This window comes from Streptomyces sp. LN549 (assembly GCF_043203805.1).
Classification (GTDB): domain Bacteria; phylum Actinomycetota; class Actinomycetes; order Streptomycetales; family Streptomycetaceae; genus Streptomyces.
Map to the genome: position 1 here is coordinate 5,021,989 of NZ_JAZHRI010000002.1, position 13,728 is coordinate 5,035,716.

The following is a 13,728-nucleotide window of genomic DNA, read 5'->3' on the forward strand; positions in this document are numbered from 1 at the left end:
GACATGATCAGCACTCTGCTTGTCGCCAACCGCGGTGAGATCGCCTGCCGGATCTTCCGCACCTGCCGCGCGCTCGGTATCGCCACCGTCGCCGTGTACTCCGACGCGGACGCCGAAGCCCTGCACGTACGGGAGGCCGACACCGCCGTACGGCTGCCGGGGGCCGCGCCCTCCGACACGTATCTGCGCGGCGACCTCGTGGTCGCGGCCGCGCTCGCGGCGGGCGCCGACGCCGTCCACCCCGGGTACGGCTTCCTCTCCGAGAACGCCGGATTCGCCGCCGCCGTGCAGGACGCCGGACTCGTCTGGGTCGGCCCGCCGGTCAAGGCCGTCGAGCTGATGGCGTCCAAGACCCGTGCCAAGGAGTTGATGGCCGCCGCGGGAGTGCCGCTGCTCGCCCCCGTCGACCCGGCGACCGCCACCGCCGAGGACCTGCCGCTGCTGCTGAAGGCCGCTGCCGGAGGCGGCGGGCGCGGCATGCGGATCGTACGGGAACTCGGCGATCTGCCCGGTGAGTTGACCGCCGCCGCAGCCGAGGCGCTGTCCGCTTTCGGGGACGGCGAGGTCTTCGCCGAGCCGTACGTGGAGCGTGGCCGGCACGTCGAGGTCCAGGTCATGGCCGACGAGCACGGCGGGGTCTGGGCGCTCGGCACCCGCGACTGCTCGCTCCAGCGCCGCCACCAGAAGGTCATCGAGGAGGCCCCCGCGCCCGGCCTCGACGATGCGCTCCGCGACCGGCTGCACGATGCCGCCACGGCCGCCGCACGGGCCGTCGGCTACCGGGGCGCCGGCACCGTCGAATTCCTGGTCGCCGCCGACGGGCGGCCGTACTTCCTGGAGATGAACACCCGCCTCCAGGTCGAACACCCCGTCACCGAGGCCGTTTTCGGCCTCGACCTCGTCGCCCTGCAACTGCGGATCGCGGAGGGCGAGCCCCTCCCCTCCGCCGAACCCCCGCAGCCCACCGGGCACGCCGTCGAGGCCCGGCTCTACGCCGAGGACCCGGCGCGTGACTGGCAGCCGCAGACCGGAGCGCTGCTCTCGCTCGACGTGCCGGACGAGCCCGGACTGCGCCTGGACACCGGATACACCGGTGGCGACACCATCGGCGTGCACTACGACCCGATGCTCGCCAAGGTCATCGCCCACGCCCCCACCCGCGCCGAGGCCGTACGCCTCCTCGCCCGCGCCCTGGAACGCGCCCGCGTCCACGGCCCCGTCACCAACCGCGAACTCCTCGTACGGTCCCTGCGCCACCCGGACTTCGCCGCCGCCCGCCTCGACACCGGCTTCTACGACCGGCACCTGGGGGAGCTGGTCGCCGCGTCCGAGGAGGTGGCCGTACGACTGGCCGCCACCGCCGCCGCCCTCGCCGAGGCGGCCCGTAAGGCCGTCGCCACCTCGGCGGGTGTCACCCGCTTCGGCGCCTGGCGCAACCTCCCCTCGCAGTCCCAGCTCAGGCGCTACCGCAGCGAGCCGGACGGCCGCGAGTACGGGATCACCTACCGCACCACCCGCGACGGCGTGGCCGTCGACACCGACGGCGTCCGTGTCGTCTCCGCGCGCCGCGGCCGCGTCACCCTCGAATCCGAAGGCGTCACACGGCACTTCGACGTCCTCGGCCGCGACGACCGGCTCTACGTGGACACCGCCACCGGCTCGTACACGTTCACCGCCCTGCCCCGTTTCACCGACCCCGCCGAACGCACCGAACCCGGCTCCCTGCTCGCCCCGATGCCCGGCACCGTCGTCCGCCTCGCGGACGGCCTCGCGGCCGGGGCGGCCGTCGAGGCCGGGCAGCCGCTGATCTGGCTGGAGGCGATGAAGATGGAGCACCGCATCCTCGCCCCCGCAGCCGGCACGCTCACCGCCCTGCACGCCGCCCCCGGCCTCCAGGTGGAGGTCGGCGCCCTGCTCGCCGTCGTCACCGAAACCGCAGACCCCGCATCGACAGCCTCTGAGGAGAACGCATGAGCACCGTCCTCGAAACCGAAGAGCACCAGGCCCTGCGCGCCGCCGTCGCCGCCCTCGGAAAGCGGTACGGGCGCGACTACATGACCTCCGTGGTCCGCGACGGAGCCCACCCCCGCGAACTGTGGGCCGAGGCCGCCAAGCTCGGCTACCTCGGTGTGAACCTCCCCGAGGAGCACGGCGGCGGAGGCGGCGGCATGGCCGAACTCTCCATCGTCCTGGAGGAGCTGGGCGCCGCAGGATCCCCGCTCCTGATGATGGTCGTCTCACCCGCCATCTGCGGCACCGTCATAGCCCGCTTCGGCACCGACGTGCAGAAGCGGCAGTGGCTCCCCGGCCTCGCCGACGGCAGCCTCACCATGGCCTTCGGCATCACCGAACCCGACGCCGGGTCCAACTCCCACCGGATCACCACCACCGCCCGCCGCGACGGCGAGGACTGGGTCCTCACCGGGCGCAAGGTCTTCGTCTCCGGCGTCGACATCGCCGACGCCACCCTCATCGTCGGCCGCACCGAGGACGCCAGGACCGGCAAGCTGAAGCCCTGCCTCTTCATCGTCCCGCGCGAGGCCCCCGGCTTCCAGCGGTCGCAGATCGACATGGAACTCCAGGCGCCGGAGAAGCAGTTCGAACTCGTCCTCGACGACGTACGCCTGCCGGCCGACGCCCTCGTCGGCGATGAGGACGCGGGGCTCCTCCAGCTCTTCGCCGGACTCAACCCCGAACGCATCATGACCGCAGCCTTCGGTATCGGCATGGGCCGCTACGCCCTGGGACGTGCCGTTGAGTACGCGAAGACCCGCCAGGTGTGGAAGGAGCCCATAGGTGCCCACCAGGCCATCGCCCACCCGCTCGCCCAGGCCCACATCGAACTCGAACTGGCCCGGCTGATGATGCAGAAGGCCGCCCGGCTCTACGACGACGGCGACGACATCGGCGCGGGCGAGGCTGCCAACATGGCGAAGTACGCCGCGGGCGAGGCCTGCGTCAAAGCCGTCGACCAGGCCGTGCACACCCTCGGCGGCAACGGCCTCACTCGCGAGTACGGCCTCGGGTCCCTGATCACCGCGTCCCGGGTGGCCCGGATCGCACCCGTCAGCCGGGAAATGATCCTGAACTACGTGTCCCACCAGTCCCTGGGTCTCCCCAAGTCGTACTGACAGGACCGGGGCCTGTCCGGGCCCGGTCCGTGGCCTGTCGGGGTCCGGTCCGTGGCCTGTCCGGGTCCGGTCCGGGGCCTTCCCACCCCTGCCGGCAGAGGCGATGCTGACCCTCTCCTCTCCACCACCGAACGGCTGCTCGGCGACCCCGCTGACCCAGGGCGGGGTGCCGGACAGGCCGTACCCGCGTCGAAGGGAACCGCCATGGTGTTCCACAGCGAGTACGAAGACGTCCCGGCCCTCGAAACACCCATCCACGAAACGGTCCTCGGCGGGGCCGCGGCCCTCGGTGACACCGTCGCCCTGATCGACGGCACCAACGGCATGAGCGTGACCTATGCCCAGCTCGACACCTTCCACCGCCGCATCGCCGCCCACCTCGCCGATGCGGGACTGCGCAAGGGCGACGTCCTCGCCCTGCACAGCCCCAACACGATCGCCTACCCGGCCGTCTTCTACGGGGCCACGCGCGCCGGAGCGTGCGTCACCACCGTGCACCCGCTGGCCACCGCCGAGGAGTTCGCCAAACAGCTCAAGGACAGTGGCGCCCGGTGGATCGTCACCGTGTCCCTGTTCCTCGACATCGCCCGGCAGGCGGCGGAACTCGCGGGCGGTATCCGGGAGATATTCGTCTGCGACCAGGCCGACGGCCACACCTCCGTGCTCGACATGCTGGGCTCCACCGCCCCGGAACCCGAGACCGAGTTCGGCCCCGAGGACATCGCCGCCCTCCCGTACTCCTCCGGGACCACCGGTGCACCCAAGGGCGTCATGCTCACCCACCGCTCCATCGGCACCAACCTGGAGCAGCTGCGCCCCTTCATCCCGATGAAGACCGGGCACCGCATCCTCGCCGTCCTCCCCTTCTTCCACATCTACGGGCTGACCGCCCTGATGAACGCCCCGCTGCGCTCCGGGGCCACGGTCGTCGTGCTGCCCCGCTTCGACCTCGACCAGTTCCTCGGCGTGATCCAGGAACACCGCATCGCCGGGCTGTACGTGGCCCCGCCGATCGTCCTGGCCCTCGCCAAGCACCCGGCCGTCGGCAACTACGACCTGTCCTCGCTGGAGTACATCGTCAGCGCCGCCGCCCCCCTGGACGCAGACCTCGCCGCCGCCTGCTCCGCCCGCCTCGGCCTGCCCCCCGTGCGGCAGGCGTACGGCATGACGGAACTCTCGCCCGGCACCCACGTCGTGCCCCTCGAAGCCGAGAACCCTCCGCCCGGCGCCGTCGGAAAGCTGCTGCCGAGCACCGAGATGCGGATCACGTCCATCGAGGACCCCGGGACGGACCTCGGTATCGACACCGAGGGCGAGATCCTCATCCGTGGCCCCCAGACGATGAAGGGCTACCTCAACCGCCCCGAAGCCACCGACGAAATGATCGACAGCGACGGCTGGGTGCACACCGGCGACATCGGACGCGTCGACGCGGACGGCTGGCTCTTCGTCGTCGACCGGGTCAAGGAACTGATCAAGTACAAGGGCTACCAGGTCGCCCCCGCCGAGCTCGAAGCACTCCTCCTCACCCATGCGTCGATCGCCGACGCCGCGGTCATCGGCGTGTACGACAGCGACGGCAACGAGATCCCGAAGGCCTTCCTCGTACGCCAGCCGGCCGCCCAGGACCTCACCGCCGACGACGTCATGGCGTACGTCGCCGAACACGTCGCCCCGTACAAGAAGATCCGCCGCGTCGAGTTCGTCGACGCCGTACCGCGCGCCGTCTCCGGCAAGATCCTGCGCCGCGAGCTGCGCGACAGGGAGAAGAAGCAATGACGCTCGCCCCACCCGCCCACGACCGGGGCATCACCACACTGACGCTCGACTCCCCGGCCAACCGCAACGCCCTGAGCGCACCGCTCGTGGCCGGGCTGACCGAGGCCCTCGACGCGTGCGCGGCGGACGACACCGTGCGGGCCGTGGTCCTCACCCACACCGGCAACACGTTCTGCGCGGGCGCCGACCTCAGGGCACCGGCCGACCCGCACGCCTTCGTCGCCCTCATGCGGCGCATCGTCACCCTGCCGAAACCGGTCGTCGCCCGTGTCACGGGGCACGTCCGGGCCGGCGGCCTCGGCCTGCTCGGCGCCTGCGACATCTCGGTGGCCGGCCCCGAATCCTCCTTCGCCCTCACCGAATCCCGCCTGGGCCTCGCTCCCGCCGTCATCTCCCTGCCCCTGCTGTCACGCATGGACCCCCGCGCGGCATCCCGCTACTACCTCACCGGCGAACGTTTCGACGCGACGGAGGCCGCCAGGACCGGCCTGGTGAGCATCGCCGCCGACGACGTGGACAAGGCACTCGTACCGGTACTCGACGGACTGCGCAGAGCCTCGCCCCAGGGGCTGGCCGCATCGAAGGAGCTGGTCACGGCTACTGTGCGGGAGACTTTCGACCAGTACGCCGAAGACCTCATCGCCCGCTCAGCGGCACTCTTCGCCTCCGACGAGGCCCGGGAGGGGATGACGGCCTTCCTGGAACGACGGGATCCCGCATGGCGGCTCTGACCCCACCCAAGCAGGACCGCAGCCGTGCCACCCGGCAGAAGCTCCTCGAAGCCGCGGTGGCCTGCCTCGCCGAACACGGCTGGGCAGGCTCCACCGTCTCCGTCGTCGCCGAACGCGCCGGGGTCTCCCGCGGCGCCGCCCAGCACCACTTCCCCACCCGCGAGGACCTGTTCACCGCAGCCGTCGAGTACGTCGCCGAGGAACGCTCCGCCGCCCTGCGCGCCGTCCCCGTCCAGGGCCGGGCCGCCGTCGTCGCCGCCCTCGTCGACCTCTACACGGGCCCGCTCTTCCGCGCCGCACTCCAGCTCTGGGTGGCCGCCTCCAACGAGGAACAGCTCCGCCCCCGCGTCACCGAACTCGAAGCACGCGTAGGCCGCGAGACCCACCGCATCGCCGTCGGCCTCCTGCACGCCGACGAGACCCGCCCCGGTGTACGGGAGACGGTCCAGGGCCTCCTCGACATGGCCCGCGGTCTCGGCCTCGCCAACGTCCTCACCGACGACACGGCCCGCCGCGGGCGGGTCGTGGCGCAGTGGGCGGCGCTGCTGGACGACGCGCTGGGGTGAGGGGCCCCGTTCACAGACCGTCGGCCCATCCGAACGCCGCCCTGTACGCGCGCCGGAGGGCGTGACCACCCCGGTCCCCATCGGCATGGGCCCAGACGAGCGCGACGGTGAACCAGAGCAGAACGCCCCCGCCGACGACGCCCAGCGCCGCGAACTTGCCGAACCAGCCGAGAAGGACCAGGACAACGGCGACGATGCCGGCACCGACGTGAGCAGGACCCAGCGCCACGGGCGCCGACCTGCGACGGGCCCTGCCCTGGGCCCGCTCCGCCGCGAAGCGCTGCCCGCTGACGGCCTGGGGCTCGTTCTCGTCGAAGCTCATGTTTTCCCCCGGGGTGTGGTCGGTCGACGGTGCGCGTGGTGGACACGGTCTCACCGGCGCCGGATGCCTGTCCTCCCGCATCACGCACGCAGTCCAAGCCGCTCCCGGATACGCTTTCTCCTCCCGAACACAGGCCAGGGAGGCCCCGCACCATGAGCAGCACCGCGTCACCTTTTCCCGACCGCATCGAGCTCACGGGAGAGGGCCTGGTCCTGCGCGACTGGACCGAGGGGGACGTGGCCGCGATGCCGGATCTGTTCGACCACCCCGATACCGCGTACTGGACACCGCTCGTCTCCCCCTTCGACGAAGCCGCCTCCCGTGCCCGGCTGGACAAGGCCCGGCAGCTGCGGGCAGAGGGCATGACCATCCTGCTCGCCATTACCACCGACGGCGGCGCGGCACTGGGCGAGGTGATGCTGCGGCGCGCCCCCGAAGGCACGGAGCTCGGTTACGCGGTCGGCCCGGCCCACCGAGGCCAGGGCCTTGCCGCGCGGGCGGTGCGGGTGATGGCCGCGTACGCCTTCGAGGAGCTGGGCGTGGAGCAGGTGATCCTTGAGCTGGAGGCCGAGAACACGTCCAGCCTCGCGGTGGCGAAGAAGACGGGCTTCCGCCTGCTCGACGTGCCACTGATCGAGGGCGAGGAGAAGGGCCGGCCGTACGTCCTCCAGACGTGGGGGCTGAACCGTCCCTGACGCAAAGGGGCGCGTGGTTCGTGAGGGCCCGTAGAGGCCAGGGTCGGGGCATGGCCGCGTACGAGACGATGTCGTTCCACCTCGAGACCGACCGGCTGATACTGCGGCCGTGGGCCGAGTCGGACGCCGGGGGATCCGGCCGGTGGCGGGGTGGGGGCGGCGGCACGGCAGGCGGTGCGGACTCCGGAACGGGGACGGGTGCGGGCATGGCCACCTGCACCGGCTGGGGCACTCCCGGCGCGAGGCGGTTCGCCCACCAGCTCGAAGCCCGGGTCCCGGGCCCCGAGCTTCGGAGGCGAGACGGTCATGCCTTGCGGAGTCGGCTCAGGGTGCCTCGGCGACATCTACTCCAGCAGCTTTTCCCAGGTGAAGTAGGTTGCCAACACCCCCTGGAAACCACTGATTGCCGCAGAAGACCGGAGGATCACGCATGCCCCGAGAAGCTCCGTACCTCGCGGTCGCCGACGGCCTGCGTGCGCGCATTCTCGCTCAGGAGTGGGAGGTCGGCGAGCGCCTGCCGCCCCGGGTGCGGCTCGCCGAGGAGTACGCGGTCGGGCGCAACGTCATGCAGAGGGCCATGGACCGCTTGATAGCCGACGGTCTCCTGGACGGACGCGCCGGCTCGGGCACCTACGTCCGTACCCCGCGCGAGCGCCTGAGGCTGGTTCGCTCGCGGCACCGGGATCGCCGGTACGGCTCCTCACCCTGCTCGGAGGCGAGACAGCAGGGCAGGGCCGACGCCTGGGATTCTCACAGCCGGGTGCGCGTCCCCGCTCCTGAAGGAATCGCCGAGCGGCTCGGGATCAGCCCGGGCGATCTCTGCGTCACCACGCATTACGAGTTCCTGTCGGAGGGGCAGCCCGTCCAGCTCTCCGAGTCCTGGGAGCCGCTGGCGCTCACGGACGGAACGCCGGTCGTGCTGCCCGAGACGGGGCCCCTGGCTGGAAAGGGGGTGGTCGAGCGTATGCGTTCAATCGGCGTGGTCGTCTCGACCGTGGTCGAGATCCCGCGCCCGGCTCGGGCCACCCAGACACAGGCGAACCTGCTGGGGATCGGCGTGGGCGAGCTCGTGCTGCAGATCGAGCGCACGATCTACGACAGCGACGGACGCCCGGTGGAAACCGCCGACATGGTCATTCCCGACGTGCGTCGAGAGGTGGTCTACGAGTTCGGGGTCGAGCGCACGTAGGCGTGGGGACGGCCAGGGGCGCCCTTCATTTCCAACGGCAGGGGATACGCATGTCAACGACGTCCCGGCTCGGACTCCTGGGCGACCGGGACTTCGGGCGCCTGTTCGCCGCCACCGCACTCGGTCAGCTGGGTGACCGCATCATCTTCCTGTCGCTGCCCCTGGTGGCCATCACGGCACTGGACGCGGACGAGTTCCAGGTCGGTCTGCTGGCGGCGATGACCACGGCCGGCTCGCTCCTGATCGGGCTTCCGGCAGGTGCGTGGGTGGACCGTATGCGCAAGCGATCGGTAATGATCGGCGCTGATCTCGTTCGCGCGCTGCTCCTCGTGACGATACCGATCGCATGGTGGATGGGCCTTCTCACCATCGAGTGGCTCTGCACGGTCGCTCTGCTCCACGGAGTGCTGACCGTCTTCTTCGATGTCGCGTACGTCAGCTATCTCCCGCACTTGGTGGGACGCGGGAAACTCGTGGAGGGAAACGCGAAGTTGTCGTCAGTGCGCTCGGTGACCAGTATCGGCGGCCCGGCGTTGGCGGGGCCGCTGGTAGGCCTGATCGGCGCTCCCGCGGTGCTCGTGGTGAGCTCGGCCGGGATGGCCATGTCGGGGCTGCTCGCGGCCACGATCCGCAAGCGCGAAGGGAGGCCGGAGCGCAAGGACCGTAACCGGTTGGGCCGAGAGGTGAGGGAGGGGCTGAAGTTCGTTCTGAAGCACCCGGCCTTGCGGGCCATGGTGCTCGGGGATTCGATATTCAACCTCTCTCTGGTCATGTACCAAAGCATGTTGCTGGTCTTCCTGGAGCGGGAGGCGGGGCTCCAGCCCTTCGGTATAGGCCTTGTCCTTTCGGGGATGGGTTGCGGTGCATTGCTGGGCGCGCTGCTGGCCACGACGATCTCCGAACGTACTGGGCACGGCCGGGTCATCTGGCTCGCGTCACTGCTCACTTGCCCACTGACCGCTCTCATGCCGTGGGCGCGACCGGGTTGGAGCGTGTACGTGGCCACTGTCGGGCTCGCGGCCCTTTCGATGGGAGGAGTCGTCCGCTTCGTGGCCCAATCAAGCCTTCAGCAGGCCATGACACCGGATCGGCTTCTGGGCCGGATGAGTGCGACGACTCGCTTCGTGTCCTGGGGCGGCATTCCTCTCGGCGGGCTTCTGGGCGGAGTGTCGGGATCGGTGTTCGGAGCAGCAGGCACGTTGTGGATCGGTGCGGCCGGGATGACGCTGAGCGTCCTTCCCGCATTCCTCTCACCGCTGCGCACCCTGCGTGGAATTCCCGCAGGGGCCGCCCCGGAGGTTGCGCGCTGAGGCCTCCCCGCGCGGAACTGCTCCCACCTCCCACTCGTACAGGGGGCTCCGTCACCTGCGTACGTGCGCTGCGCTGCCGGGCGTCAGCCTTCAGATTCTCGCGCTGAGTCATCGGTCCCATGCAGGGGTTGACGGGCCTTCATCCTGCTGGAAACGCCCGACTTCCAACACGTCGCGTACTCCGAGACGCAGCGCGGCAGCCTGCTCGTCGCCGACCCCGATGAGATCAGCATCCTGTCCCAGGAATATGCGATGCTGCGAGCTCAGGCCCTCAGCCCCGAAGACACCATGGGCCTGTTGGGCCCGTCTGCTGGGAGAGCAATGAGCACTGCACGCGCGTGGTTCAAGTCCAGCTACAGCGGCGACGAGGGCGGCCAGTGCCTCGAAGTCGCTCACGAGTGGCGGAAGTCCAGCTACAGCGGCAGCGAGGGCGGCGCCTGCGTCGAAGTCGCCGCGCACCCCGCCGCCGTACACGTCCGTGACTCCAAGAACCCCGAGGGCCCGGCGCTTGCTCTGCCGCCCGCCGCCTGGGCCGCCTTCACCGCGCACGTGGGCCACTGAGGTACTGGGGGAATCGTGGGTGACTACTTCCAGACGGTCGTCGACCTCGATGCCACCGAGCGGGACGCTCAGGAGCTCGGGGCCCGGGTCCTGGACTGGCTGATCGCGGAAGGCATCGTGGCCGCCGAGCGCACCGACTGCGTCCTGGGCGGCGACGGATACGGTCACGGCCCCGGCCCGCACTTCGCCAAGGCCGTCGGTGACCCGGACCCGGTCGACCTGTGGTCCAACGGGCTTCACGTCGAGACCGGCCGCACCGTCTTCGACAGCGGCCAGGGAGACGCGGGCGCGGCCACCTGCCCGCTCTGCCGGACCGAGATCCGGCTGGTCGACGAGGTGTGGGAGCCCATCGAGTCCGCCTGGGACCCTTTCAAGGGGCGGTTCCAGGACTGGGCCGAGGACGGTGGCGAAGGGATCGTGCACTGCCCGTCCTGCGGAGGCTCCTCCGGCATCGACCGGTGGAGCTGGGAGGACGACTACTACGCGTGCGGGCACCTCGGGTTCACGTTCTGGGGTTGGGCGGAGCTCACGTCCGACTTCACCCGGGAGATCGGCCGCAGACTGGGCGGCCACCGCACCGTGCTCCTCGCCGGAAAGCTTTAGACCCAAAGGCGGCCGGCCACCGGCCGGGCATGTCGTCAAGGACGAGATGCCCGGCGCGCGGACACGGGAACGGGCGGTCAGTTGGTCCAGATGACCGGGCTGTCGCTGTACGCGTCACCCTCCTCGAACGAGGCAGCCGCGATGGGCTCGGTCTTCGTGGCGCTGAGCGAGCAGGTCTCGTACGACGCGCCCTTGGTGGTGAACTCGCCCGGTGCCGACTCGTTGTCGCACTTGCCCGGGAGGTCGCCGATCAGGATGACGCCCGTGGGGGCACCGCCTTCCAGCTTGCCGCGCAGCCGCAGCGACGAGTACGCCAGGTCGGTGCCGCCGACGTTCTCGACCTTCATCCGGATGTAGTACGGCGTCATGCCCTTGGCCTTCGCGCCGAATGCGGCCATGTCGGCCTCGGCGCCCTTCTCGATCGCCGTGACGGTCACGGCGACGGTGCCCTTCTTCTCGGTCCCGTACTTGAACGGCAGAATCGCCCGGTCACCGATCTTGAGCTTCGTGCCCGGCGCGGCGACGTCACCACCGGCCGGAGCGGCAGCGTCGTCGCTGGGGTCCGCGGACGGGCTCTCGCCGGCCGGGTCGGACGATGCCGGAGCGGACGCCGAGGGCGACTCCTGTGCCGATGACGAGTCCTCGCCGTCATTGCAGGCCGTGAGCCCGAGCCCCAGGGCCGTGAGGGCGACAGCGGAGATGATGCGTCCCTTGTGCGTCATTTTGACCTAACTGGCAGTGAGGGCTGCCTCGTACGACAGCCGAAACGTTCATGACGCATCTCAGATTGAGGCGGAAATGACACAGGCGCGCCACAGGAATGCGACGGGTGCGGCACGGCTCGGCGGGCCGTGGTGCCTCGCGGCCTTCTCCAGTGCCTGCGCCGGTCGTGTCAGTGACATGTGGCACCGTGGACCGCGTTGACGGACGACAGGCCGGACCGCACCGAACCTCGGGGGAACGCGTGGGCGACTACTTCCAGACGATCGTGGACACGGAGATCTCGTCGGCGGACGCCGCGCCCATGGCCGCGCGCATCGTGGAATGGCTCGTCGCCGAAGGGGTCGTCGGCCCGGACCGCACCGAACCCGTCATCGGCAGCGGACCGGCGTACCCGCCGGGGCCCCGCCACCGCGCCGTCGTCGACAGCAGCGGCTGGAGCGAGCCGTGGGAGGCGGGCGGGCTGGAAGTGGTCACCACCCGCGCCGTGTTCGACGCCGGACAGTACGCGGAGGCCTCGGGCGCCGACTGTCCTCACTGCGGACGGACCACCGAACTCCGCGACGAGGAGACGTGGGACGAGATCCCCGGCGCTTGGGATCCCTTCGCCGCCGCCGAGCAGGCCTGGCTTGCCGACGGCGACGCGCCGGTCCGCTGTACGCACTGCCGCGCCGAGTCCCCGCTCACCGACTGGACCGGCATGGACGACGCCTTCGCGTACGGCAGCCTCGGCTTCACCTTCTGGGGGTGGCCCGACCTCACACCCCGCTTCCTCGCCGAGTTCGGCCGCCGCCTGGATCGGCACCGCACAGTCTGCATACGCGGCAAGATCTGACGGACGGGGCGGCCCCCGTCCGTCAGAGCTGAGGGTCTCAGTTCCCCAGGTCCGCCAGCTGATCGAATCCCGGGATCTCCCGCGGAGTGCGCGTCCCCGGTCCGATGTACTTCGCCGACGGCCGCACCAGGCGCCCCGTCCGCTTCTGCTCCAGGATGTGCGCCGACCAGCCCGCCGTACGCGCACACGTGAACATCGACGTGAACATGTGCGCCGGAACCTCGGCGAAGTCCAGCATGATCGCCGCCCAGAACTCCACGTTCGTCGCCAGCACCCGGTCCGGGCGCCGCGCGTGCAGCTCCTCCAGCGCGGCCTTCTCCAGCGCCTGCGCCACCTCGAAGCGCGGTGCGCCCAGCTCCTCCGCCGTGCGCCGCAGCACCCGTGCGCGGGGGTCCTCGGCCCGGTAGACGCGGTGGCCGAAGCCCATCAGCCGCTCGCCCTTGTCCAGGGCCTTCTTCACGTACGCGGTGGCGTCCCCGGTCCGCTCGATCTCCTCGATCATGCCGAGGACGCGGGACGGCGCGCCGCCGTGCAGCGGGCCCGACATCGCGCCCACCGCGCCGGACAGTGCGGCGGCCACATCGGCGCCGGTGGAGGCGATGACCCGGGCGGTGAACGTCGAGGCGTTCATGCCGTGCTCGGCGGCCGAGGTCCAGTACGCGTCGACGGCCTTCACATGCCGGGGGTCCGGCTCGCCGCGCCAGCGGATCATGAACCGCTCGACGACGGATCCGGCCTTGTCGATCTCGCTCTGCGGGACCATGGGCCGCCCCTGCCCGCGTGCGGACTGTGCGACGTACGAAAGGGCCATGACGGCAGCCCGCGCCAGATCGTTGCGCGCGGTCTTCTCGTCGATGTCCAGCAACGGCTTCAGGCCCCACACGGGCGCGAGCATCGCCAGGGCGGACTGGACGTCGACCCGGATGTCTCCGGAGTGCACCGGGATCGGGAACGGCTCGGCGGGCGGCAGGCCGGGACTGAACGCCCCGTCGACCAGCAGGCCCCACACGTTGCCGAACGACACCTGGCCGACGAGATCCTCGATGTCGACGCCTCGGTACCGCAGCGAACCGCCTTCCTTGTCGGGTTCGGCGATCTCCGTTTCGAACGCGACGACTCCTTCGAGTCCGGGTACGAAGTCGGACATCAGGCGGCTCCCTCGGATCGGCGGCTGCGAGCGGGCCTCAGGGCCCACCCAAGATACTGGCGGGTTCCGACGTGACCGGGAAGCGTGACATCCGGCACAGCTCCCCATTCCACCGTGTAACGGCGGGCGGACCTCCTTC

The 13,728-nt window shown here is 70.7% G+C and carries 14 protein-coding genes and 2 pseudogenes; 13 read left to right on the plus strand and 3 right to left on the minus strand.

Translation table 11 applies throughout. From position 1 onward, the window contains the following. Positions 1-3 precede the first annotated feature (3 nt). The 5 genes from SH922_RS22775 (at position 4) to SH922_RS22795 (ending at position 6,207) form a co-directional block, all read left to right on the plus strand. Positions 4-1,974: an acetyl/propionyl/methylcrotonyl-CoA carboxylase subunit alpha gene (locus tag SH922_RS22775; RefSeq protein ID WP_393059745.1), complete on the plus strand. Its 1,971-nt coding sequence runs from the start codon at positions 4-6 to the stop codon at positions 1,972-1,974. Further along, the gene (locus SH922_RS22780) at positions 1,971-3,131 is read left to right on the plus strand and encodes an acyl-CoA dehydrogenase family protein (RefSeq protein WP_393059746.1); all 1,161 of its coding nucleotides are present in this window, start codon (positions 1,971-1,973) and stop codon (positions 3,129-3,131) included. The genes SH922_RS22775 and SH922_RS22780 overlap by 4 nt, the downstream gene beginning before the upstream one ends. A gap of 204 nt (positions 3,132-3,335) precedes the next feature. Then, complete coding sequence (locus SH922_RS22785) at positions 3,336-4,910, plus strand: 4-coumarate--CoA ligase family protein (RefSeq protein ID WP_393059747.1); 1,575 nt, start codon at positions 3,336-3,338, stop codon at positions 4,908-4,910. After that, positions 4,907-5,641: an enoyl-CoA hydratase family protein gene (locus tag SH922_RS22790; protein WP_393059748.1), complete on the plus strand. Its 735-nt coding sequence runs from the start codon at positions 4,907-4,909 to the stop codon at positions 5,639-5,641. Before SH922_RS22785 ends, SH922_RS22790 begins: the two co-directional genes overlap by 4 nt. Then, positions 5,629-6,207 carry a TetR/AcrR family transcriptional regulator gene (locus tag SH922_RS22795; RefSeq protein WP_393059749.1) on the plus strand — a complete coding sequence of 193 codons (579 nt, stop codon included), beginning with the start codon at positions 5,629-5,631 and terminating at the stop codon, positions 6,205-6,207. Before SH922_RS22790 ends, SH922_RS22795 begins: the two co-directional genes overlap by 13 nt. A gap of 10 nt (positions 6,208-6,217) precedes the next feature. On the opposite strand, the gene SH922_RS22800 is transcribed toward SH922_RS22795, so the two are convergent. Further along, positions 6,218-6,529, minus strand: coding sequence for a hypothetical protein (locus SH922_RS22800; protein WP_393059750.1), 312 nt, complete (start codon positions 6,527-6,529; stop codon positions 6,218-6,220). A gap of 152 nt (positions 6,530-6,681) precedes the next feature. Between SH922_RS22800 and SH922_RS22805 the strand changes: the two genes are divergently transcribed. From SH922_RS22805 to SH922_RS22835, 7 genes and pseudogenes are all read left to right on the plus strand, one after another. Next, a complete protein-coding gene (locus SH922_RS22805) occupies positions 6,682-7,224 on the plus strand; it encodes a GNAT family N-acetyltransferase (RefSeq protein WP_393059751.1) in 543 nt (180 codons plus the stop codon). Positions 7,225-7,274: 50 nt separating this feature from the next. After that, positions 7,275-7,352 (plus strand): annotated as a pseudogene (locus SH922_RS22810) (GNAT family N-acetyltransferase); the annotation flags it as partial. A 302-nt stretch (positions 7,353-7,654) separates the two neighbouring features. After that, the gene (locus SH922_RS22815) at positions 7,655-8,413 is read left to right on the plus strand and encodes a GntR family transcriptional regulator (RefSeq protein ID WP_393059752.1); all 759 of its coding nucleotides are present in this window, start codon (positions 7,655-7,657) and stop codon (positions 8,411-8,413) included. 2 nt (positions 8,414-8,415) lie between these two features. Then, a complete protein-coding gene (locus SH922_RS22820) occupies positions 8,416-9,723 on the plus strand; it encodes an MFS transporter (RefSeq protein ID WP_393059753.1) in 1,308 nt (435 codons plus the stop codon). A gap of 147 nt (positions 9,724-9,870) precedes the next feature. Beyond that, positions 9,871-9,963, plus strand: a pseudogene (locus tag SH922_RS22825) (transcriptional regulator); the annotation flags it as partial. An 81-nt stretch (positions 9,964-10,044) separates the two neighbouring features. Next, entirely contained in the window at positions 10,045-10,284 is a 240-nt protein-coding gene (locus SH922_RS22830) for a DUF397 domain-containing protein (protein WP_393059754.1), read from the plus strand. A gap of 15 nt (positions 10,285-10,299) precedes the next feature. Then, a complete protein-coding gene (locus tag SH922_RS22835; protein ID WP_393059755.1) occupies positions 10,300-10,887 on the plus strand; it encodes a hypothetical protein in 588 nt (195 codons plus the stop codon). A gap of 77 nt (positions 10,888-10,964) precedes the next feature. Here SH922_RS22835 and SH922_RS22840 read toward each other — a convergent pair whose 3' ends face one another. After that, complete coding sequence (locus tag SH922_RS22840) at positions 10,965-11,609, minus strand: hypothetical protein (RefSeq protein WP_393059756.1); 645 nt, start codon at positions 11,607-11,609, stop codon at positions 10,965-10,967. A 188-nt stretch (positions 11,610-11,797) separates the two neighbouring features. On the opposite strand from SH922_RS22840, the gene SH922_RS22845 reads away from it, so the two are divergent. Beyond that, a complete protein-coding gene (locus SH922_RS22845; RefSeq protein ID WP_393059757.1) occupies positions 11,798-12,442 on the plus strand; it encodes a hypothetical protein in 645 nt (214 codons plus the stop codon). Positions 12,443-12,479: 37 nt separating this feature from the next. On the opposite strand, the gene SH922_RS22850 is transcribed toward SH922_RS22845, so the two are convergent. Beyond that, on the minus strand, positions 12,480-13,589 hold the full coding sequence (locus SH922_RS22850) for a citrate synthase 2 (protein WP_393059758.1): 1,110 nt from the start codon (positions 13,587-13,589) through the stop codon (positions 12,480-12,482). Between the last annotated feature and the right edge of the window lie 139 nt (positions 13,590-13,728).

Coding starts and splice junctions, on each gene's coding strand:
- SH922_RS22795 (WP_393059749.1), top strand. CDS start 5,629: ATGGCGGCTCTGACCCCACCCAAGCAGGACCGCAGCCGTGCCACCCGG.
- SH922_RS22800 (WP_393059750.1), bottom strand. CDS start 6,529: ATGAGCTTCGACGAGAACGAGCCCCAGGCCGTCAGCGGGCAGCGCTTC.
- SH922_RS22830 (WP_393059754.1), top strand. CDS start 10,045: ATGAGCACTGCACGCGCGTGGTTCAAGTCCAGCTACAGCGGCGACGAG.
- SH922_RS22775 (WP_393059745.1), top strand. CDS start 4: ATGATCAGCACTCTGCTTGTCGCCAACCGCGGTGAGATCGCCTGCCGG.
- SH922_RS22805 (WP_393059751.1), top strand. CDS start 6,682: ATGAGCAGCACCGCGTCACCTTTTCCCGACCGCATCGAGCTCACGGGA.
- SH922_RS22785 (WP_393059747.1), top strand. CDS start 3,336: ATGGTGTTCCACAGCGAGTACGAAGACGTCCCGGCCCTCGAAACACCC.
- SH922_RS22780 (WP_393059746.1), top strand. CDS start 1,971: ATGAGCACCGTCCTCGAAACCGAAGAGCACCAGGCCCTGCGCGCCGCC.
- SH922_RS22840 (WP_393059756.1), bottom strand. CDS start 11,609: ATGACGCACAAGGGACGCATCATCTCCGCTGTCGCCCTCACGGCCCTG.
- SH922_RS22790 (WP_393059748.1), top strand. CDS start 4,907: ATGACGCTCGCCCCACCCGCCCACGACCGGGGCATCACCACACTGACG.
- SH922_RS22850 (WP_393059758.1), bottom strand. CDS start 13,589: ATGTCCGACTTCGTACCCGGACTCGAAGGAGTCGTCGCGTTCGAAACG.
- SH922_RS22815 (WP_393059752.1), top strand. CDS start 7,655: ATGCCCCGAGAAGCTCCGTACCTCGCGGTCGCCGACGGCCTGCGTGCG.